Genomic DNA, 19,680 nt, shown 5'->3' with positions numbered 1-19,680 from the left:
CCTGAAATGTTGCAAAAAAAGATCTGCATGCTCGGCGGGTTCGCTGTCGGAAAGACGAGTCTGGTTCGCAGGTTTGTGCAAAGCATCTTCTCAGAAACCTACTTGACCACGGTGGGAGTGAAAATCGACAAGAAGAGCGTCGAACTGCCGGACAAGACCGTGGATCTGATTTTGTGGGATTTGGCCGGCGAAGACGATATCGGCTCATTCCGCGTCAGCTATGTTCGAGGGGCAACCGGGCTCGTGCTTGTCGTCGATGGAACCCGCGCCGCCACCCTTGCCGTGGCGCTCACGCTGCGCGAACGGGTCGAGGCAGAATTCGGCGCTATGCCGTTTATATTGCTGATCAACAAATCCGATCTGGCCGATCGGTGGGCAATATCGGATAGCGAGATTAACGAGCTGAGGCAGCGTGGATGGCAAATCTATCTGACAAGTGCGCTCACGGGTGAGCATGTTGATGATGCGTTTCATCAACTTGCTTTAATGGTCACAAAATAGACCATGCATGGATTGCCAAAAGAAGTCGGAAATTGGATTTTCAATTTCTTCTATGAAGGGCGCTCTGTCGCATATCTGAAAATCGACGCCCAGTTTTGCGTAGCTGCGAAGGGCGGTAATGTTGAACATCACGGACTCTCATCGCTTCGCATTGGCAAGCCTGTTGCCGAGCAGCTTGAGTTCATGGAAGGTTTTCTGCCTTGCCCGGAGCTTCCGTTTCATATCCCCATGGTCGAACTGCCCAGCGGGCGTGTCGCGGACCTTCATTTTTTTGCTGACAATGACTTCGTGTGGCTGCTCTTTCTCGACGCCGCCGCCGAACGCGACAACAGGCAGCGGCTTCAGCAGAAGGCTTATGAAATGACCCTCCTGCAAGAGAGGGAACGTCAACTCAACGAGAAATTACAATCGGCGAACGAGGCGTTGAGGAAGAGCCAGGAGGGATTGGCGCGTGAATACCAGCGCGCCGAAGCCCTGCTCCTCAACATTCTTCCGGCGTCGATCGCGGAGCGGTTAAAAGCGCACAAGAAAATTGCTGACAACCACGCAGAGGTGAGTGTGCTTTTTGCCGACATCGTCGGTTTTACGGAAAGAGCGCGCAGCGTCGGAGCCGTGACGACGCTTGCTATTCTAAATTACTTCTTCAAGGCGGCGGATCGGCTCTCGGAACGCTACGGCTGCGAAAAGATCAAGACAATCGGGGATTGTGTCATGGTGGTCGCTGGCCTGCCCACCGCGCGATCCGATCATGCAGGAGCCCTCGCGCGCTATGCAATTGAGCTGCGCAAGGCGGTTAAGCGCGAACGCTTCGCAGGAGAACCGATAAGACTGAGAATCGGAATTCATTCAGGACCAATCGTGGCGGGCGTCATAGGCAAGAGGCGGTTCGCCTATGACCTGTGGGGCGAGACCGTTAATCTCGCATCACGTATTCAAACGTCCGCGGAGCCCGATGAAATCCGTATTTCGGACGCAACGCACCAACTGCTTGGACCAAAGTTTGCTTTCTACCCACTCGGGGAAACGGAATTGCGTGGTACGGGTCGTGTGCGAATGTGGCGGCTCCCGCCCTGATTTGCCGCTTGGCGGTGACGACCCTGGAGCACACTGCGTCTCAAGCTAGCCCGACCGCGCCGTCCGCCAGCATCTGCCCCGATAGGCCCAACGCAGCTTGTATGATTCCAGGCTAATATATGCTACCCCTGCGTTATGCGCGGACTGCTGGCACTTGGAATGCTGGTATTGGCGGCTACAACTGCAGCCGCAGGTGAGCCGTTATTCGACTCCATCGCCGCCGGCGACAAGGGTGCAGTGGAGCAAGCCCTGGCAGGCGGTGCCGACGTCGACAGCCGGGCACGCGACCAGGCAACCCTCCTCATCGCTGCAGCGCTCGACAACCAGCCCGAAATCGCCGAATTCCTGCTGGGCAAGGGCGCCGACGTCATGGCGCGCAACTCGGGCGGCTTCACCCCGCTTCATGCGGCGGCCTTCTCGGGCAGCCTGCCGATCGCCAAGCTGCTATTGGAAAAAGGCGCGGTGCTCGACGATGCCGCCAACAAGGCGGGTGCAACGCCGTTGCTGGTGGCCGGCGAGGAAAACCACGTTGAACTGGCCGAATTCCTTATCGCGAAAGGTGCCGATGTGAACCATCCCGAGGGTCATGGCTACATGCCGACAACGCGCGCATTCTGGAAGGGCAACACGGATATCTTACGACTGTTCAAACGCCATGGCGCTACCTGCCAAGCCAAAATCCTTGGCGAGGCGAACGCGGCGAAGTGCGCCGAGATCCACGATTAACGGAGGATGCAGATGAGCACGATGATCAAGTCACGACTGGTTCGGAATTTGGGAGCGGCTGCCCTGGTCGCGGTAGCTGCGGTCGCCGGCGCGGGATCGGCCTGGGCCGACGATTCGGTAAACACCGGCTATTTCGGCGGTGTGGCGATCATGGGCTACGACACGGTCGCTTACTTCACTGACGGCAAGGCCGTGAAGGGCTCCGAAGAATTCACTTATGAATGGCTGGGGACACCTTGGCATTTCGCCAGCAAGAAACACCAGGAAATGTTCATGAGCGAACCGGTCAAGTACGCTCCTCAATATGGCGGCTACTGTGCCGGTGAAGTCGTGGGCGGAGGGGTCACGGTCAATGTCGATCCCGAGGCATTCAAGATTATCGACGGCAAGCTCTACCTGATCTACGACGTCGGCAATGCGGACAGTTTCGCCGCGCATGCAGCTGAAGAAATACCGAAAGCCGATGCCAACTGGCCGAAGGTCGCGGCCAATTTGGAGCTCGACAAGTATCACTGACGCGCGTGCGTCTATTGAACCACCGTGAAGTGAAACACCTTGCTTGTATTGGCATAGGAGTAGCCTTTGCCGGCTGCGTCGTTGCGTCTGTAGACGGGACCGCAGTCGGGGCGCCCGAACAGGTTCTCGCTCTGCTCGCACAAGAGATCGCCATCGACGTAGACGGTCTCGGTGACCAGCCGCGTCGTCGAGCGGAAAGCCGCCTTGCCGTCGCTCCCGATCTGAAGGAAGGCTGGTTGGAGACCGGGTTCGATCTGGCCTTGCAGTGTATGGCCAATGACGAGGGACGCGATCTCAGCGCCCTTCAACCGGTCGCGTTCGTCCGGGGTAAAGCCGAAGCGCCATTGGGGTAGGCCTGCCTGGCGCAGCGCATTGACGAGGATCGCCAGATCCTGCGGGTTCCGGAAATGTGCATGAGTCATCTCCCACCCAGCCAAGGAGTCCACGTAGCTGGACCCTGCTACGAGGCGGAGCCCATCGGCGATTGCGGCTTTCGCATCCGGTAGACGGCCGCCGCGGACATACGCCGCAGCGAGCGTAAACCGAAAGTTGCCAACCGTGGACGCATCGTCGCGTGTGTGCTCGAGAGTCTCGATCGCTTTCTCGACATTCCCCTGGAGAAGAAAAACCAGCCCAGCAGTTTCCCGATTGATGGCGGAGAGGTCGGGGTCGAGCCTGAGCGCCGTCTCGACCGCGGTGGCTGCGTCTGCATGATTGCCGGCGTATAACTGAACATATCCAAGGGCTGCTTGCGCCTCTGCATCGCCCGGACCGATTGAAACAGCCTTCTTGGCAGAGGCAATCGCATCTTCGTAGCGGCGATTCACGACCTGCATGATACCGAGAATTGCATAGGGCGATGAAAGGTCCGGGTCGAGTTCCAAAGCTCGGCTCGCCTTCTCATAGGCTCTCTTTCGTGCTGGCGCGCTCTGGATGATGTCGTTGAAGGCCTCGCGCCAGATATAGACTGTCGTGCGCGCGTCGGCCGCAAAGGCTTCTGCGAAAGTGGAGTCGAGCCCCTCTGCCTTGTCGTAGAGCGTGAGCGCCTCCCGCAGCCCGGCCTGCAGGACGCTGCGTGACGCCGTCTCGGCTTGTAGATAGTAATCGTAGGCCTCGAGATTATTCGTCGGCGGGCGTGCCATGCGTTCGCTCTCCGCTGCGGAAGCCTGGATGCCGAGCGCTTTGGCGATCTCCCCGCTCATCTCTTCCTGGACGGCAAACACGCCGGCCATGCCACGGTCGAACCGGTTGGCCCACAGATTGTCACCCGTTGCCGTATCGATGAGCTGGACGTTGAGGCGGATCTGCTCGCCGGTGCGGCGGACGCTCCCCTCGACGACGAAGCGGACGCCAAGGTCGCGGGCGACGTCCGCCAGCGCCGCAGGCTTGTTCTTGTAGGCGAACACCGAGTTGCGCGCGATGACGTCCAGACCGGAAAGCTTGGTGAGGTCGGTGATCAGATCCTCGGTGATGCCGTCAGCGAAATAGTCCTGGCCTGGATCGTCGCCGAGGTTTGCAAACGGCAGCACGGCAACTGATGGCCGCGATGGCATCGAGAACTTCTGCCATGCGAAAAAGCCGGCAATCGCGGCAATCGCCAGGGCGGCGGCGCCTGCCAGGATCATAACGCGCAGGCCCGGCCGGTGTGGCGCGGCCACGACCTTGCCCGAGGCTGCGGGATCCAGCAGCAGCCGATACGCGCGAACCGGATCGGCGATGTTCTTGAGGCGCTGCTCGCCAAGGCTGGCAAAGCCGACATCAACCTTGTGGACGGCATGATCGAATGCGGTTCCGGAGATGCAGACTCCGCCTGGCTCGGCCATAGCCTCGAGGCGCGCAGCGATGTTGACGCCATCGCCGTAGATGTCATTTTCCTCGACGATGACATCGCCAAGATTGACGCCGATGCGAAACCTGATGTGGCGGGGGTCGGAGGTGCCCTGGTCTCGGACAGCCATCCGGCGCTGAATCGCGGCAGCGCACTGGACGGCATCGACGACGCTGGCGAACTCGACGAGCGCGCCGTCGCCCATGAGCTTGATAATGCGACCGTGGAATTCCTTGATCGCAGGGTCGACCAGTTCTCGACGGCAACCCTTGAGTCGATCGAGCGTGCCGACTTCGTCTTCGCCCATCAGGCGGCTGTAGCCGACCACGTCGGCGGACAGGATTGCGGTGAGCCGTCGCTCCATACGTGCCTGCGCCTTTCCCGATCGAAGCGGCTTCGCAGGCAAGGTAGTCTAGTCCTGTCCGTGACGCGAGCGCGCGATAGACGCGGGCCTCTCTACTGAACGACCGCGAAGTGGAACACCTTGCTTGAGTTGACGAAGGTATAGCCGTTGCCGGCATCGTCGCTGCGTTTGTAGACGGGTCCGCAGTCGGGGCGCCCGAACATGTTCTCGCTCTGCTCGCACAATAGGTCGCCATCGACATGGATGGTCTCGGTGACCAGCCGCGTCGTGGAGCGGAAAGCCGCCTTGCCGTCACTCCCGATCTGAAGGAAGGCTGGTTGGAGACCGGGTTCCAGCTGGCCCTGCAGCGTATGACCCAGCACCAGCGACGCGATCTCCTCGCCCTTCAAGCGGTTGTGCTCGTCGCCGGTGAAGCCGAATGGCCATTCGGGCAAGCCCGCCTGCTGCAGCGCGTCGATGATGAGAGCCAAATCGCGCGGGTTACGATATTGGGCACCGTTGAGCCGATATGCTGACAATGAATCGGACCCAGCTGTCGACGTGGAACGTAGTCCCTCGGCGACCGCCACTCTTGCGTCGGGCAAACGGCCGGCGCGGGCGTAGGCTGCAGCGAGGTCAATCCTGAAATCTCCAACTGACGGCGCCTCGTCGCGGGCGCGTTCGAGCGCCTCAATCGCCTTGTCGGTGTTGCCTTGAATGAGAAACACCAGACCGGCAATTTGCCGGTTGATGGGGGAAAGGTTGGGATCGAGCCTGAGCGCCGTCTCGACGGCAACGGCTGCCTCGGCATGATTGCCGGCGAACAATTGCACGTATCCCAGAGCTATTTGCGTCTCAGCATCTCCGGGGCCGAGCGCGACGGCTCGCTTGGCCGAAGCGATGGCTTCCTCGTAGCGGCGATCCACGACCTGCATGATACCAAGAATTGCATAGGGCGACGAAAGGTCGGGGTCGAGTTGCAAAGCACGGCTTGCCTTCTCATAAGCGCGCTTGCGTGCAGGCGCGCTCTGTACAATGTCATTGAAGGACTCGCGCCAGATATAGGCGGTCATGGCGGCGTCGGCCGCGAAGGCTTCAGCGAAAGCGGGGTCGAGCTCCTCCGCCTTGTCGTAGAGTGCAAGCGACTCCCGCAGTTCCTCGCGCCCGCCGGTGCGCGCCGCCTGCTCGGCTCTGAGATAGAAGTCGTAGGCCTCGAGGTTTTCGGTCGGGGGGCGCGCCATACGCTCGCTTTCCACCGTCGAGGGCTGTAGGCCGAGCGCCTTGGCGATCTCCCTGCTCATCTCGTCCTGGACGCCAAACACGCCTGCGATGCCGCGGTCGAACCGGTCGGCCCACAGATTGTCGCCAGTTGTCACATCGATGAGCTGGGCATTGAGGCGTATCTGCTCGCCGGTGCGGCGCACGCTCCCCTCGACGACGAAGCGGACGCCAAGGTCGCGCGCGACATCGGCCAGCGCCGCAGGCTTGTTCTTGTAGGCAAACACCGAGTTGCGCGCGATGACGTCGAGACCGGAAAGCTTGGTGAGGTCGGTGATCAGATCTTCGGTGATGCCGTCGGCGAAATAGTCCTGGCCTGGATCACCGCCGAGGTTTGCAAACGGCAGCACGGCAACCGATGGCCGCGATGGCACCGAGAACGTCTGCCAGGCAAAAATGCCGGCGAGCACGGCAACTGCCAGGGCCGCGACACTCGCCAGGATCACGACGCGTAGGCCCGGCCGGTGTGGTGCGGCCACGACCTTGCCCGAGGCTGCGGGATCGAGCAGAAGCCGATACGCGCGAACCGGATCGGCGATGTTCTTGAGGCGCTGCTCGCCAAGACTGGCAAAGCCGACGTCCACCTTGTGGACCGCATGATCGAATGCGGTTCCGGAGATACATACACCCCCCGGCTCGGCCATCGACTCCAGGCGCGCGGCGATGTTCACGCCATCGCCATAGATGTCATTTTCCTCGACGATGACATCGCCAAGATTGACGCCGATGCGAAACCGGATGTGGCGGGCATCAGCGGTGCCTTTATTGCGATCAGCCATCCGGCGCTGAATCGCGGCAGCGCACTGGACGGCATCGACGACGCTGGCGAATTCGACCAGCGCCCCGTCGCCCATCAGCTTGATAATGCGGCCGTGGAATTCCTTGATCGCAGGGTCGACCAATTCGCGACGGCAACCCTTCAATCGTTCGAGCGTACCGACCTCGTCCTCGCCCATGAGCGTGCTGTATCCGACCACGTCGGCAGCAAGGATTGCGGTGAGCCGTCGCTCCATGTGCGGGTGTCCCGCCTCCTTGGTCAAAGCTTCGCCGACGAGCGTATTCTAGTACTTCTTTGATTGCGAGCGTGCTCGGCCCCTTGGGGCAGCGGTCAATGCAACCACGTACCCCCTGGCCGCTTACTTTGCGTTCAGCTCCGCCGTGTAAGGCTTCGCACTCCCAGGGGCCGTACGCCAATGCTAGACAATTACGAGATCGACCGGTTTGGCGTTATCCACCAGATCGACGTCACGCCGATCAAGTACGACAAGCAATACATGTCCTACTACGAGGACCTGAGCGACCGCACCATCAAGCTCGGCTATCAGCGGCTTGGCTGGGTGCTGGGGATCACCGGTGAGATACCGCGGTCGGTGCTCGAGATTGGATATGGTACCGGCACATTTATCGAAGCCGCCAAGATTACCGGAGTTGCCGACTGCGCCGGCTGCGACATCACCAGGTTTCCGCTGCCCAAGGGCGTCCGTTTTGTCGATTGGGATGAGGCGCTTGCCGGCGCGTGGGATCTCGTCGCCATGTTCGACGTGCTTGAGCACATCCCTGACCTGAGTTTTCTCGCCCGCCTTCAGGCCCGCCATCTGGCCATCGCCGTTCCCTATTGCCGCTGGCGTGAGCTCGGCGCCGATGGCGACGCGTGGTTTGAGACGTGGCGCATGCGCCTGCCCAACGAGCACCTGCACCATTTCGACCGGGACTCGCTGGTGGCGCTGCTCGCCGACAATGGCTTCGAATGCGTGACGCTGAATGGCTTCGAGGACGGGATCAGGCTGCGGCCGGGCGAGGCGGGTCCGAACATTCTGTCCGGCTTTTTCAGGAAGCTATAGGCTGGGTTCTTCTACAGCTGCGGTCAGCTGTGTCACGCCTTCTGGTTGGCGAGCCGCTCCAGTGCATCCACGATCAAATCGCAGAACTTCGGATGGTCGAGCTTCATTGCCACGGTGTGGCGGAAGTCGACCTGCTCGCTCGCCGTGCCGCCGAAATGGTGCATGCCGCCCATCTTCTCGAAATTGCAGACCGTCATGCCCTTGGTCCACCGTCCCGCGAGCTCGACGCGAATGTCGGCTTTTTCGGTGGTGATGATGGCGGGATCGATCAGGGCCGCGACACAGCACGCGTCATGGATGGCGGGATACTCGATCTGCAGCAGGCCGCCATGCGTGGTCGCGATGAACTCCCAGATGTCGAGGATGAACTTGGCCATCGGGCCGCCGACGGCGCGCACCCGGTCCTGAAGTTCTTTGGTGGCGAGCGCCTGGTGCGTCAGGTCGAGCCCCACCATGGTGACATCCCATTTGGCACGGAACACCACGTCGGCGGCTTCCGGATCGCCATAGACGTTGAACTCCGCCGCCGGCGTGATGTTTCCCCTGGTATAACTTCCCCCCATCGCGACGACCCGTTTCACCCGCTCGACGATGCGGGGATCCTTGCGCACGGCTAGCGCGATGTTGGTGTAGGGGCCGACGGGCACCAGCGTGACCGTCTTCGGCTCATGCGCCATGACGGTGTCGATGATGAAGTCGACGGCATGGCGCTTGTCGAGCTCGAAGGAGGCCGGCGGCAGCTCGGGGCCGTCGAGCCCGGTCTCGCCGTGGATCTCGATGGCCAGCACCTGGTCGATGAGCAGCGGGCCGGGAGAGCCCTTCGCCACCGGCACCTTGATGCCATAGGCGGTGCATACCGAAAGCGCGTTGCGCGTGGTGTTCTCGACATTGTGGTTGCCCGAAACCGTGGTGATGCCGAGGAGATCGATGTTCGGATTGCCTGCCGCCAGCAGGATGGCGATCGCGTCATCATGCCCAGGGTCGCAGTCCAGGATGATCTTTTCCAAGGCGATACCTCCTCCGTCGGCCGACTTGCCGCGACTACAGACTGCCGCCGCTTGCGCCGTCAAGGTTCTCGCTCTCGGCAACCGTAGTGCCAACCCCTGTAGTCGCGCCATCGCAACGGCCGACGGAACGCCCGCCCAAAGATTGCAGTTGCAGCGGCCTTGCCCCGCAGCCGGCAGTGCCCATCTCCGCCGGCAATTGATTTGCATACAAATGTTTCTGGGCGGGCACGCTACGTGAACTGCTTCACCGTTGCCGCGCAATCGATCGGTTACAGAAGCAGTGCAAGAGCGTGCCCTAGGCAGCGCTCTGCTGCTGCATAGGGGTTACCGATGTTTGAAAGTCTCACCAGAATTCGCGCCGCCTTCGCGCGCGCCAGCAAGCACAGGAAGACCGTGCGCGCACTGAATGCGTTGCCGACGGAGATCCAGAAGGACATTGGCTGGACGGAGTCGAAGGCGATCGATGAGATACGCCTGCCGTTCTAGGCGCAGCAGTGGTTGCGGCGCCGAAATCGCACACGCTGCATCGCGGCCATGGCAAAGGGAAGACGGGCTCGCCGCGCCCCATTACACATTTCCAGCGCCGCTAATATAATCGCTCGCTATGGATTGTTCGAAAGCGTACAGTGGCGAAATCGTCGGCCACTGAAAACGGGCGCCGGCGCTTGGGAGCGACCATCGCACTCCTGCCCCGACAGGAGGCATTGGAGACATGGCAGAGCAACCAAGACAGTCCGGTCTGAGCGCCAAGGCCCTCGCGGCTTGGCGCGGGAAACCGGGACCGCCGAGCAGCAGATACAAGAGATCACTTCGCTGATCGGCAACGATCGCGCGTCCCTCCTGAGGGAAGCGCGTATGGTTGCGGCTGAGCGCTCAAAGCGCTGATCCAGAAAAAGCTGCTGGATGGATTTATGGGGCGTCGCCCCCTGATTTGTCGGTTTTGTACGAAGTCCAATGGCTGAATCCGAGTCAGCTATCGTCCAATGACCGTTTGCATTTAGGCAGGGCGCCGACGGCTGGGAGATTACATGTGCTCTTGCCCTTGACGGGAGCGAGCGATGGACCAGTCGGTCAGCAAGGAGAAAAGCGGCCTTTTGCGCCGCATGAACCCGGCTGACTTCGCATTGCTTGCACCACATTTGTACCATCGTGTGCTCGACCTCAAAGCCCCGCTCGAAATGGCGGGAGAGCCGATCAAGTCGGTCTACTTCCTGGAGAGCGGCCTCGCCTCGGTGGTGGCCAGGAACCGGCCCGGAATGGATACCGAGGTCGGCATCATCGGCCATGAAGGTATGTCGGGCTCAGCTTTGGTGATGGGCGCCGACTGGGCGCCCCATGATTGCTATATGCAGATGCCGGGCGAGGCGGTCTGCATCGATCTCGAGCCGTTCAAGGCTGCGTTGCAGAAAAGCACGATGCTTCGCGCCTTCCTGCTGCGCTTTGCCCACTATCTGCACAGCCAGGCCAAATCCACGGCGTTGAGCAATGCCCGCGCCAAGCTGGAGGATCGGCTGGCAAGATGGCTGTTGATGTGTGACGACAGGATAGCCGGCGACCAGATCCTGATCACCCACGAATTCCTGTCCGTCATGCTCGGCGTCAGGCGCCCGGGCGTCACCATCGGCCTGCAGATCCTGGAAGGGCGCGGCCTGATCCGGTCCAGGCGCGGCGAGATCGTCATTCGCGACAGGGACGGTCTGATCGCCGTCGCCGACGGTTTCTACGGCCAGGCGGAGGCTGAATACGAGCGCCTGCTGGGCTAAACCCGGCACGGGGCTGAAATGGCCGACGCGAATGCCGGTGAAGCATGTTGCCTGAGCCGCGTCGGCCATGCGGCTACTTGGGGGTAGGCCGCCCGGCATATCTAGCATCGGCAAAACTGCGGGCAACGAACCGTCACGGTTTGGTAAAAAACGTACAATCGAATTGTATTGAACCCTGGTTCGGCCGGAGTATGAATCCGATGGCGTCGGCCATTGTACGGGGCGCTGGCGCTTGAGAGTTCGACAAGCTCCCGCCCCTGATATGAACGGGGAAAACCGAAATGGCAGAAGTGCTTTTCGATGTATCCGCCTTCGATTGCGAAATCCTGCGCGCCGCCTTCATCAAATCGGTCATGGAAGGCAATGTTCCGGAAGAGCGGTGGCACGCGCTCGCCGCCTCCCTGGTGCGCGACCTGACCGGCCACGAAGACGTCGAGCCGGATCTCTTGGACTGGCTCATCCGCAAATAGCTGGACCCCGAGGGCGTCCGAACGCTACGCCAGCCACCACCACAGCGCCGCCAGCACAACCACGACCGCCGCGATCGACAGCCCCAGCATGATGTAGCTGCCCTTGATGATGTCGCGGATGATCTTCTTGATGCTTTCGCGGTCGTTGAGGTTGGGGAAGGGTTCGTTGGGCAGCGCGACGCCGAGGAAGTCGCAGAGCGGCGCCCAGCCGTCCGTTACTTTGAACACCAGCAGCTTTTCCGGCGGCACCGCCGCCTTCACCTCCTCGGTATAGGCGTTGTAGCGTGCGATCGCCTTGGCGCGGTCGTCCATCACGCCGGCCAGCGTGCGGCCCCAGACCAGTTTGCTCGACATGTCGCCGAATTTCCGGCCGAACGGCGTCAGCCACTCCAGGATCTTGAACTGCCAGACATTCTTGGTGAAATAGATCGTGTCGATGGTGCTTTCGTACCAGGCTTCGGCGCCGCGCGGGTGCAACGTCAACAGCACCTTGGCGTCGGGATAGGCAGCCATCAATTCCTGCCACACGCAGCAGCCGGGATTGTCGACGGTCGCAGTGTAATTGGCGAACACCCGGTTCCAGTCGTGCTGGCTGCCGGGCGGACTGTTCGCCACCTTGCGCCAGAAATCGAGATGGCCCTTGTTGGCTTTGTTGATGATGACTTCCTGCATGTGGTAGCTGGGAAAGCCGAGCCTGTTCAGCGCGGCGAAGGTCGACCACGTGCCGGTGCGGCCGAAGCCGGCCCCGATGAGCTTGAGCGTCATTCTGCATCCCCCTTAGACCGGTTTCTTTTTGTTCGGCCAGCCAGGAATGAGGTTGCATCCGCGCCTTTGGACGCGCAACAATTTTCCACGCGCAGCGAGAAAAATGTCGTTGCTTTTTCGCCTGGGCCACGCGGAATGGCGTTCTGGCTATTCCAGCGGCGAAAAGAGACTGATAATAGGTCAGGTAGATTGACCTAAATTGCGCTGGACAACCCGGCAACATCCACGGGGAGGTGGGCTCTTGAGTTTGATGGACCTGTTGGCGTCGCGCGCCTCGCGCATGAAGGCGTCGGAAATCCGCGAGCTGCTGAAACTGCTCGACCAACCCGACATCATCTCGTTTGCTGGCGGCATTCCCGATCCGGCTTTGTTTCCATCGCAAGCCATCGCCGATGCCTACGCCTCGGTGCTCGGCGGCCCGGAAGCGGGCACAGCATTGCAATACCAGGTCTCGGAAGGCTATCTGCCGCTGCGGCGCTGGCTGGCCGGCCAGATGGGCAAGCTCGGCATCGCCTGCGATGAGCACAACATCTTCATCACCTCCGGTTCGCAGCAGGCGCTGGATTATCTCGGCAAACTGTTTCTGTCGCCCGGCGATACGGCGCTCGTCACGTGGCCGACCTATCTCGGCGCGCTGCAGGCCTTCAATGCCTATGAGCCGCGCTACGACCGGTTGACACCGGATGGCGGCAACATGACGCCGGCCGCCTACCAGGCCGCCGCGACTGCCGCTGGCGGCAAGGTGAAATTCGCTTATCTCGTTCCGGATTTTGCCAACCCGACCGGCGAGACGCTGAACCGCGCCCAACGCGAGGCGGTGCTCGACCTTGCCGGCGAGCTCGACATCGCCGTCATCGAGGACGCCGCCTATCGCGCGCTGCGCTATGACGGCGAGGGCGAGCCGCCGATCCTGGCGCTCGACTGCGAACGCTCGGGTGGCATCGAAAACGCCCGCACGCTTTACTGCGGCTCGTTCTCAAAGATTCTGTCGCCGGGCATGCGCGTCGGCTGGGTCTGCGCGCCGCGCCGCGTCGTCGAGCGCCTGGTGCTGATGAAGCAGGCGTCGGACCTGCACAGCCCGTCGATCAACCAGCTGGTCATGCACCGCGTCTCCGAGGCGGTGTACGACGGCCAGGTGGAAAAGCTGATCGGTGCCTACCGCGGTCGCCGCGATGCTCTGCTTGCCGCGCTGGAGGCCGAAATGCCCGACGGTGTGAGCTGGAGCCGCCCCGAAGGCGGCATGTTCGTCTGGCTGACGCTGCCTGAGGGGAGTGACGCCACGGCGCTGCTCGCCCGCTCGGTCAAGGAAGCCCGCGTGGCGTTTGTGCCTGGCAATGCTTTCCATGCCGACGGTTCGGGACGCAACACGATGCGGATGAGCTTTACGCTGGCCGATGAGCGCGCGGTAGGTGAGGGCGTGCCGAGGCTGGCGAAGTTGATGAGCTAATCTCCCCCCTTGAGGGGGAGATGGCCGGCAGGCCAGAGGGGGTCGCTGCGCGTAGAGCGCTAACCTCCATCCGCCCGCAGGAGGTCGAGCCCAGTCGAGCCGACCCCCTCTGTCGCCTTCGGCGACATCTCCCCCTCAAGGGGGGAGATTACAGTTCCGGCGCCTCGCTTCACTCCGCCGCCACCAACTTATCCTGCGTCTTCGTCTCGAAATCGCCGGCGTCGTGGCGTTCGTGCAGTTGCATCGCCGGGTCGCCGAAGGCGCGGTTGACCATGCGGCCGCGCTGCACCGTCGGGCGGGCGTCGATCGCCTTGGCCCAGCGCTGCACATGTTTGTAGTCCTGCACCGAGAGGAACTCGGCGGAATCATTGTACATGCGGCCGAGCGCCAGTCCGCCATACCAGGGCCACACCGCCATGTCGGCGATCGAATAGCCGGCGCCGCCGAGATATTCTGATACCGCCAGCCGCCGGTCGAGCACGTCGAGCTGGCGCTTGGTCTCCATGGAAAAGCGGTCGATGGCGTATTCGAACTTTTCCGGCGCATAGGCGTAGAAATGGCCGAAGCCGCCGCCGAGATAGGGCGCCGATCCCATCTGCCAGAACAGCCACGACAAGGTTTCGGCACGCGCCGGCTGTTCAGTCGGCAGGAACTCGCCGAACTTTTCGGCCAGGTACAAAAGGATCGAACCGGATTCGAAGACGCGAACCGGCGTCTTGCCACCGCGGTCCAGCAGCGCCGGGATCTTGGAATTGGGATTGACGTCGACGAAGCCCGAGCCGAACTGGTCGCCATCGTTGATGCGGATCAGCCAGGCATCGTATTCAGCGCCCTTGTGGCCGAGCGCCAGCAGCTCCTCCAGCATGACGGTCACCTTGACGCCATTCGGCGTCGCCAGCGAATAGAGCTGCAGCGGATGCTTGCCGACCGGCAGCACCTTGTCATGCGTCGGGCCGGCGATCGGCCGGTTGATGCTGGCGAACGTGCCGCCATTGGCTTTCTTCCAACTCCAGACTTTCGGCGGGGTGTATTCGGTCATGCGAGGAATTCCTTGGATTTGGCGGGGGTGAAAACGGCTTGCGCTACGGGCGCGAGACTGATGGCGGAAACGTCGACTCGAAGCTAAGTACTGACAGAGATAGGTGCAATTCAGAAAGGTTCAACTTCCGTTGAACTATTATCAATGTCAGCGCTGTTTTTCCTTCTCCCCGTTCACGGGGAGAAGGTGCCCGAAGGGCGGATGAGGCGCAGCGCTGACCTCTGAAATGATGTCTCGAGATGATTGTCTCGGCGCCCGGCTCTTCGCCTGGCTCAGGGCGTTCGAAGCTCGAAAAGCCAAGCAATTGGCTTTTCGTCTGCTGCGCAGATCGCTTCTCACCCTTGCGTCCTGTGCAACGCGGCATACCTATAGAGATATCGCCGGCCCGCCAGGATGAAAGCATGCCCATAGATCCCCTTTTCCCGCTCTTGCGTTCGGTCGTCGCCGTGCGCGCCACGGTGCCGGACGACGCCTTTACGGCGACTGCCTTGGGCACGCGCCGCGAGGGCAGCGGCGTCGTTATCCGCGGCGACGGGCTGGTGCTCACCATCGGCTATCTCATCACCGAGGCGGAAGAAGTCTGGCTGACCGACCAGGACGGCCGCGTCGTTCCCGCGCACGCGCTGGCCTATGACCAGGAGACCGGCTTCGGCCTGGTGCAGGCGCTGGCCCCGCTCGGCCTGCCGGCGGTGGCGCTCGGCGATGCCGAAAAGGCCAAGGTCGGCGACCCCGTTGTGTTTGCCGACGGCACCGGCCGCTCGGTCAAGGCGCACATCGTCACCAAGCAGGAATTCGCCGGCTATTGGGAATATCTGCTCGATGAGGCGATCTTCATTGCACCGGCGCATCCGTCCTGGGGCGGCGCGGCGTTGATTGGGCAGGACGGCAGCCTGCTCGGCATCGGCTCGCTGCTTTTGCAGATGAGCCGAAACGGCGAGGTCGCCGACATCAACATGGTCGTGCCGATCAATCTTCTGACGCCGATCCTCGACGATCTGTTGACCCGCGGCCAGGTGGCGAAGCCGCCACGTCCGTGGCTCGGTGCCTTCTCGGCCGAGAGCAACGGTGCGGTCGTGGTGATGAGCGTCGCCGAAGGCGGTCCCGCCGCCAAGGCCGGCCTGCGCCAGGGCGACATCATCTCCGACGTGCGCGACGGTGAGGTCGACGGTCTCGCCGATTTCTACCGCAAGCTATGGCAGAACCCGGCAGGGTCGGAGATCCCGCTAAGGGTTGTGCGCGACGGCCGCGAAACCTGGCTCAGGGTCAAGTCGGCCGACCGCAACAGCTTTTTGAAGAAGCCGCATTTGCAGTAGGCTTTCCCTTCTCCCCTTGTGGGAGAAGGTGTCGCCGAAGGCGACGGATGAGCATCTGTGTTAGCTGTCAAGGGGCGTTAGGGCTCCAGACGCGGTCCTGGGCAATGAGCGCATTGGCTGTGATGAGGAGCTTTCGCATGACGGCGACGAGGATGACCTTTGCGGGCTTGCCGGCGTTGCGCAGCCTTGTGGCGAATGCAGCGAGATCCTTGTTGTAGCGACTTGCGGACAAGGCGGCCATGTAGAGAGCGTTTCTGACGCCCTTGCGGCCTCCTCGGATTGCGCGTCGTCCCAGACGCGGACCGCTGTCGTGGGCGACGGGGGCGAGACCTGTCAGCATGGCGGCTTGCTTAGCGTTGAGCGTACCGATCTCGGCAAGGCCAGCCAGGAGCGTGGCAGCAGTGGTCGGGCCAATGCCCGGGATCGAGATCAGGATCACGTAGCGGCGGGCAAGTGCGGGGTCAGCCGAGACCAAACGAACGGTCTCAGTCAGGAGACGCACGAGATGCCGATCGATTGCTCGGAGCCTGCGCTTGAGTTCGGCACGCAGGAAAGGGTTTTGGAGCGTTGCCAGGCGGTTGACGAGGGCGGTGCGTTCGGCGCTGGCGGCATTACGCGCGCCGACCATCTCCTGCAACGCTTCCATCGCAAGCGAAGCCGGCACCGTCTCGGCCGGGTCGAGAGCTGCCCCCATCATCGCTAGCAACCTGGCGTCGATCCTGTCGGTCTTGGCAAGCTGGCCGCAGGCTTCGGCGAACAGCCGGGCACGCAGCGGGTTGACAACGGCCACATGGAAACCGGCATCGTGCAGCGAGCGCTGCGCGGCACGATGGTATTTGGACGTTGCCTCCATGACCACCCGCGTCACCGCGAGCTCGCCGAGCAGGCGCTTCAACCGACGCAGTCCGGCGCCATCATTGGCGACGCGAAAGCTCCGGCCAGCCGGATGGACGTACACATCCAGCCACTCTTTACACACATCGATGCCGGCATAGACTGGCGACGTCGCATTCGGTTCGGACAATACCTTGCCTTGCATGCGGGACTTGCTCCCCATCATCTGTTCAGGACCAGTGCGAGAACGAATGGACCTTGCTCATCCGCGGTTCAAACCAAGGGGCGTACGGTCCCATCCGTCCACTCCCCGGCGGACGGCCATCTGTCGGGGAGTGCAACTATCTTGCACAAATAGCCGCCAGACCAACATGCAAGGGGTGTTCCAGCGGAGTGAGACGTCGGCGTTCCCTGGAACACCCCTCATCCGTCTTGCCGCTTCGCGGCAATCCACCTTCTCCCACAGGGGAAGAAGGGAAGCCTGTCACCTCAATCCCCGCAAGCGCTCAAGGCAATCCCCGCGTCCCACTCCGCGAAGGGAATGACCCGACCCTCCACCGACACGATGCTGTTCACCTTGGTGCCATCGTCCTGCGTCTTCATGCTTTTGCCCTTGCCGGTCAGCACGTCGTAGTCGCAGCTGCTTTCGACGATGTCGGTCTGGAATTTGTAGTAGTCATAGGCAACGCCGGCGACGACGAAGGCATCGTTGCGCCAGGCGATGGTCAGCGTCTTGTCGGTCCGCTCGCCGGCGCCGATCAGCCCCGGCAAATAGAGCTTGATCGAGCCGTTCGGCAGCGCGCTCAGCTCCGGCTCGATGCCGGAGCCCTCATAGTGCGGCTGGTCGTAGTCGTTCCATTCGCCGTAGATCAGATCGTGCACGATGCCGGCCGGCTTGAGGAAATTGTGCTTTTTGTCCCTGAGGAAGAAATGCATGTCCATGGTATCGTCGGGCTCGGTCTCTACGATCATCGCCAGATCGGCGGCGCCGTCGCCATTGAAGTCGCCGGTCAGCGCGGTGATGATCTTCTGGGTTTCGATCGGCTCGGCCAGCGCCGAGGCCGGCAGCAGAAGGATGAGGCCGAGTAACATCGATCGCATGGCATTCCCCCGAATTGCAGTCTGCCTTGCCCGGCTCGACCAGCAGGAAACTGCCATGGGCGTCGGCTGGGGCGCAAGCCAGCTCGCAATAGGTTTGGGTTATCGACGCTGCTGACAGAAACTGGCATCGACAGCCGATATAGCCAGCCCGGCAACAACGAGGTGATGATGGCGCCGTTCAAGGTCGATCCCGACAAGGTTCGCGAATTCCCCGATCCCGAAAGTTTTTATGCCTGGCTGCGCGAAAACCATGCCGGCGAAAGCGAAGTCTGGATCAAGGTGCACAAGGTCGGCTCGGGCCTCGCCTCGATCACACCCAAGCAGGCCATCGACGTGGTGCTGTGCTTCGGCTGGATCGACGCCATACGCAAGTCGCTCGACGACAAGAGCTTTCTGCAGCGCTACACGCCGCGCGGCAGGAAAAGCATCTGGAGCAAGATCAACATCGACAATGTCGCCCGCCTCGTCGAGGAAGGCCGCATGACCGAACATGGGTTGCGGCAGGTCGAGGCGGCCAAGGCCGACGGCCGCTGGGACCGCGCCTATGCCAGTGGCAAGGACATGAAGATCCCCGACGATCTGCAGGCCGCCATCGATGCCGAGCCGAAGGCGAAAGAGATGCTGGCAAAGCTTTCCGCCCAGAACCGCTTCGCGCTGGCGTTTCGCACCCACAACATGAAGACCGAGGCGGGACGCAGGAAGAAGATCGAGGCCTTCGTCGAGATGCTGAAGCGTGGCGAGACGATCTATCCGCAGAAGCGGTGAGGGGGGGCGCTTCCATCGTAAAGCTAGCGCCTGCCGGCCATCTCCCCCGCAAGGAGGGAGATTGGCAGTTCCGTCGGCGGCGCTTCTGCAGCAACGTTGGTGATCGGCGAAAGCATTGGCGACATCTGATCTCCCCCCTTGCGGGGGAGATGTCCGGCAGGACAGAGGGGGTGTGAAGGAACGCGGCGCCCGTCATTCATGCAACGCTTCGCATGACGATTGCGCTCTCCGCGCCCTAATCATTCGATCCCACCCATGCGATCTTTCTGTGCACGATTGATGCGGAACCACAGGAGCAGGCGATGAACCCCAAACCCCATTCCGGCAAGGTCGCACTCGTCACCGGCGGCAATCGCGGCATTGGCCTGGAGACCGGCCGTCAGCTGGCGGCGCTCGGCTTCACCGTGTTGCTCGGCACGCGAGATCCGGCCAAGGGCGAGGCGGCGGCGAGACAGTTGGGTGGCAACATCGAAGCGATTGCGCTGGATGTCGCGTCACCCGATGCCGCGGTCCTTGCCGCGGCCGAGATCGAGCGCCGCTTCGGCCGGCTCGACGTGCTCGTCAACAATGCCGCCATTCACTACGACCCGCGTGCGCGGGCGCTCAAGCCCGACTGGGCGGTGATCCGCGAGGCGTTCGAGACCAATGTCTTGGGCGCCTGGCGCGTCGCGGTCGCCTGCGCGCCGCTGCTTGCCGCCTCCGGCCACGGCAGGCTGGTCAACGTCTCCTCCGAGGGCGGCTCGCTCGCCTCGATGGGCGCCGGCGCTCCAGCCTATTCAACGACCAAGGCCACGCTCAACGCGCTGACCTGCATCTTGGCGGCCGAGTTGCGCGGCGCCGGCGTGCTGGTCAACGCCATCTGTCCGGGCTGGGTGGCGACCGACATGGGCGGCCCAGGCGGACGCCCGGTGGCGCAAGGTGCCGCCGGCATCGTCTGGGCCGCCACCTTGCCGGACGACGGCCCGACCGGCGGCTTCTTCCGCGACGGCAAAAGGCTGCCTTGGTGAGGCATTCAGGAAATTCGCTTGTGAGGTTTTAGCATGCCCTGTTGACGAACCTAACATGTTAT

At 62.1% G+C, this 19,680-nt stretch carries 19 protein-coding genes; 12 read left to right on the top strand and 7 right to left on the bottom strand.

Annotated elements, in window-relative coordinates; all coding sequences use genetic code 11:
- Positions 1-6 precede the first annotated feature (6 nt).
- From AC1D1B_RS30165 to AC1D1B_RS30150, 4 genes are all read left to right on the top strand, one after another.
- The gene (locus tag AC1D1B_RS30165) at positions 7-501 is read left to right on the top strand and encodes a Rab family GTPase (RefSeq protein ID WP_477337055.1); all 495 of its coding nucleotides are present in this window, start codon (positions 7-9) and stop codon (positions 499-501) included.
- Between the two features lie 3 nt (positions 502-504).
- On the top strand, positions 505-1,575 hold the full coding sequence (locus AC1D1B_RS30160; protein WP_477337053.1) for an adenylate/guanylate cyclase domain-containing protein: 1,071 nt from the start codon (positions 505-507) through the stop codon (positions 1,573-1,575).
- Between the two features lie 135 nt (positions 1,576-1,710).
- Positions 1,711-2,301, top strand: coding sequence for an ankyrin repeat domain-containing protein (locus AC1D1B_RS30155; protein WP_477337051.1), 591 nt, complete (start codon positions 1,711-1,713; stop codon positions 2,299-2,301).
- A gap of 12 nt (positions 2,302-2,313) precedes the next feature.
- Complete coding sequence (locus AC1D1B_RS30150; RefSeq protein WP_477337049.1) at positions 2,314-2,817, top strand: YHS domain-containing (seleno)protein; 504 nt, start codon at positions 2,314-2,316, stop codon at positions 2,815-2,817.
- Positions 2,818-2,828: 11 nt separating this feature from the next.
- Here the strand turns inward: AC1D1B_RS30150 and AC1D1B_RS30145 are convergent, their stop codons facing one another.
- Positions 2,829-5,009 (bottom strand): adenylate/guanylate cyclase domain-containing protein, encoded by a 2,181-nt coding sequence (locus AC1D1B_RS30145; protein WP_477337047.1) that lies wholly within the window; start codon positions 5,007-5,009, stop codon positions 2,829-2,831.
- A 92-nt stretch (positions 5,010-5,101) separates the two neighbouring features.
- Positions 5,102-7,279, bottom strand: coding sequence for a tetratricopeptide repeat protein (locus AC1D1B_RS30140; RefSeq protein WP_477337045.1), 2,178 nt, complete (start codon positions 7,277-7,279; stop codon positions 5,102-5,104).
- 180 nt (positions 7,280-7,459) lie between these two features.
- Here AC1D1B_RS30140 and AC1D1B_RS30135 point away from each other — a divergent pair, with 180 nt between their 5' ends.
- On the top strand, positions 7,460-8,107 hold the full coding sequence (locus tag AC1D1B_RS30135) for a class I SAM-dependent methyltransferase (protein ID WP_477337043.1): 648 nt from the start codon (positions 7,460-7,462) through the stop codon (positions 8,105-8,107).
- A gap of 32 nt (positions 8,108-8,139) precedes the next feature.
- Here AC1D1B_RS30135 and AC1D1B_RS30130 read toward each other — a convergent pair whose 3' ends face one another.
- The gene (locus AC1D1B_RS30130; protein ID WP_477337041.1) at positions 8,140-9,114 is read right to left on the bottom strand and encodes a nucleoside hydrolase; all 975 of its coding nucleotides are present in this window, start codon (positions 9,112-9,114) and stop codon (positions 8,140-8,142) included.
- A gap of 330 nt (positions 9,115-9,444) precedes the next feature.
- Between AC1D1B_RS30130 and AC1D1B_RS30125 the strand changes: the two genes are divergently transcribed.
- The 3 genes from AC1D1B_RS30125 (at position 9,445) to AC1D1B_RS30115 (ending at position 11,347) form a co-directional block, all read left to right on the top strand.
- Positions 9,445-9,600, top strand: coding sequence for a DUF1127 domain-containing protein (locus AC1D1B_RS30125; RefSeq protein ID WP_181060164.1), 156 nt, complete (start codon positions 9,445-9,447; stop codon positions 9,598-9,600).
- A 572-nt stretch (positions 9,601-10,172) separates the two neighbouring features.
- Positions 10,173-10,877, top strand: coding sequence for a Crp/Fnr family transcriptional regulator (locus tag AC1D1B_RS30120; protein WP_477337039.1), 705 nt, complete (start codon positions 10,173-10,175; stop codon positions 10,875-10,877).
- A gap of 281 nt (positions 10,878-11,158) precedes the next feature.
- Positions 11,159-11,347, top strand: a complete 189-nt coding sequence (locus tag AC1D1B_RS30115) for a hypothetical protein (protein WP_477337037.1) — start codon at positions 11,159-11,161, stop codon at positions 11,345-11,347.
- A 24-nt stretch (positions 11,348-11,371) separates the two neighbouring features.
- Here AC1D1B_RS30115 and AC1D1B_RS30110 read toward each other — a convergent pair whose 3' ends face one another.
- On the bottom strand, positions 11,372-12,112 hold the full coding sequence (locus AC1D1B_RS30110; RefSeq protein ID WP_477337035.1) for a sulfotransferase family protein: 741 nt from the start codon (positions 12,110-12,112) through the stop codon (positions 11,372-11,374).
- Between the two features lie 250 nt (positions 12,113-12,362).
- Here AC1D1B_RS30110 and AC1D1B_RS30105 point away from each other — a divergent pair, with 250 nt between their 5' ends.
- Entirely contained in the window at positions 12,363-13,559 is a 1,197-nt protein-coding gene (locus tag AC1D1B_RS30105) for an aminotransferase-like domain-containing protein (protein ID WP_477337100.1), read from the top strand.
- 169 nt (positions 13,560-13,728) lie between these two features.
- Here AC1D1B_RS30105 and yghU read toward each other — a convergent pair whose 3' ends face one another.
- Entirely contained in the window at positions 13,729-14,598 is an 870-nt protein-coding gene (gene yghU, locus AC1D1B_RS30100) for a glutathione-dependent disulfide-bond oxidoreductase (RefSeq protein WP_477337033.1), read from the bottom strand.
- A gap of 401 nt (positions 14,599-14,999) precedes the next feature.
- Here yghU and AC1D1B_RS30095 point away from each other — a divergent pair, with 401 nt between their 5' ends.
- Positions 15,000-15,911 carry a S1C family serine protease gene (locus tag AC1D1B_RS30095; protein ID WP_477337031.1) on the top strand — a complete coding sequence of 304 codons (912 nt, stop codon included), beginning with the start codon at positions 15,000-15,002 and terminating at the stop codon, positions 15,909-15,911.
- A 67-nt stretch (positions 15,912-15,978) separates the two neighbouring features.
- On the opposite strand, the gene AC1D1B_RS30090 is transcribed toward AC1D1B_RS30095, so the two are convergent.
- On the bottom strand, positions 15,979-16,950 hold the full coding sequence (locus AC1D1B_RS30090; protein ID WP_477337029.1) for an IS110 family RNA-guided transposase: 972 nt from the start codon (positions 16,948-16,950) through the stop codon (positions 15,979-15,981).
- Positions 16,951-17,234: 284 nt separating this feature from the next.
- Positions 17,235-17,846, bottom strand: a complete 612-nt coding sequence (locus AC1D1B_RS30085; protein WP_477337027.1) for a hypothetical protein — start codon at positions 17,844-17,846, stop codon at positions 17,235-17,237.
- A gap of 168 nt (positions 17,847-18,014) precedes the next feature.
- On the opposite strand from AC1D1B_RS30085, the gene AC1D1B_RS30080 reads away from it, so the two are divergent.
- Positions 18,015-18,611 carry a YdeI/OmpD-associated family protein gene (locus AC1D1B_RS30080; RefSeq protein ID WP_477337025.1) on the top strand — a complete coding sequence of 199 codons (597 nt, stop codon included), beginning with the start codon at positions 18,015-18,017 and terminating at the stop codon, positions 18,609-18,611.
- Between the two features lie 302 nt (positions 18,612-18,913).
- Positions 18,914-19,618, top strand: coding sequence for an SDR family NAD(P)-dependent oxidoreductase (locus AC1D1B_RS30075; RefSeq protein ID WP_477337023.1), 705 nt, complete (start codon positions 18,914-18,916; stop codon positions 19,616-19,618).
- Positions 19,619-19,680: the final 62 nt, after the last annotated feature.

The organism is Mesorhizobium sp. P2_C5_2, assembly GCF_056404535.1.
The sequence above is the reverse complement of the archived record's forward strand: the minus strand, read 5'-3'. Positions and strand labels throughout refer to the sequence as shown.

Coding starts and splice junctions, on each gene's coding strand:
- AC1D1B_RS30160 (WP_477337053.1), top strand. CDS start 505: ATGCATGGATTGCCAAAAGAAGTCGGAAATTGGATTTTCAATTTCTTC.
- AC1D1B_RS30125 (WP_181060164.1), top strand. CDS start 9,445: ATGTTTGAAAGTCTCACCAGAATTCGCGCCGCCTTCGCGCGCGCCAGC.
- AC1D1B_RS30075 (WP_477337023.1), top strand. CDS start 18,914: ATGAACCCCAAACCCCATTCCGGCAAGGTCGCACTCGTCACCGGCGGC.
- AC1D1B_RS30140 (WP_477337045.1), bottom strand. CDS start 7,279: ATGGAGCGACGGCTCACCGCAATCCTTGCTGCCGACGTGGTCGGATAC.
- AC1D1B_RS30145 (WP_477337047.1), bottom strand. CDS start 5,009: ATGGAGCGACGGCTCACCGCAATCCTGTCCGCCGACGTGGTCGGCTAC.
- AC1D1B_RS30090 (WP_477337029.1), bottom strand. CDS start 16,950: ATGCAAGGCAAGGTATTGTCCGAACCGAATGCGACGTCGCCAGTCTAT.
- AC1D1B_RS30135 (WP_477337043.1), top strand. CDS start 7,460: ATGCTAGACAATTACGAGATCGACCGGTTTGGCGTTATCCACCAGATC.
- AC1D1B_RS30155 (WP_477337051.1), top strand. CDS start 1,711: ATGCGCGGACTGCTGGCACTTGGAATGCTGGTATTGGCGGCTACAACT.
- AC1D1B_RS30165 (WP_477337055.1), top strand. CDS start 7: ATGTTGCAAAAAAAGATCTGCATGCTCGGCGGGTTCGCTGTCGGAAAG.
- AC1D1B_RS30095 (WP_477337031.1), top strand. CDS start 15,000: ATGCCCATAGATCCCCTTTTCCCGCTCTTGCGTTCGGTCGTCGCCGTG.
- AC1D1B_RS30150 (WP_477337049.1), top strand. CDS start 2,314: ATGAGCACGATGATCAAGTCACGACTGGTTCGGAATTTGGGAGCGGCT.
- AC1D1B_RS30120 (WP_477337039.1), top strand. CDS start 10,173: ATGGACCAGTCGGTCAGCAAGGAGAAAAGCGGCCTTTTGCGCCGCATG.
- AC1D1B_RS30105 (WP_477337100.1), top strand. CDS start 12,363: ATGGACCTGTTGGCGTCGCGCGCCTCGCGCATGAAGGCGTCGGAAATC.
- AC1D1B_RS30085 (WP_477337027.1), bottom strand. CDS start 17,846: ATGCGATCGATGTTACTCGGCCTCATCCTTCTGCTGCCGGCCTCGGCG.
- AC1D1B_RS30080 (WP_477337025.1), top strand. CDS start 18,015: ATGGCGCCGTTCAAGGTCGATCCCGACAAGGTTCGCGAATTCCCCGAT.
- AC1D1B_RS30115 (WP_477337037.1), top strand. CDS start 11,159: ATGGCAGAAGTGCTTTTCGATGTATCCGCCTTCGATTGCGAAATCCTG.
- yghU (WP_477337033.1), bottom strand. CDS start 14,598: ATGACCGAATACACCCCGCCGAAAGTCTGGAGTTGGAAGAAAGCCAAT.
- AC1D1B_RS30110 (WP_477337035.1), bottom strand. CDS start 12,112: ATGACGCTCAAGCTCATCGGGGCCGGCTTCGGCCGCACCGGCACGTGG.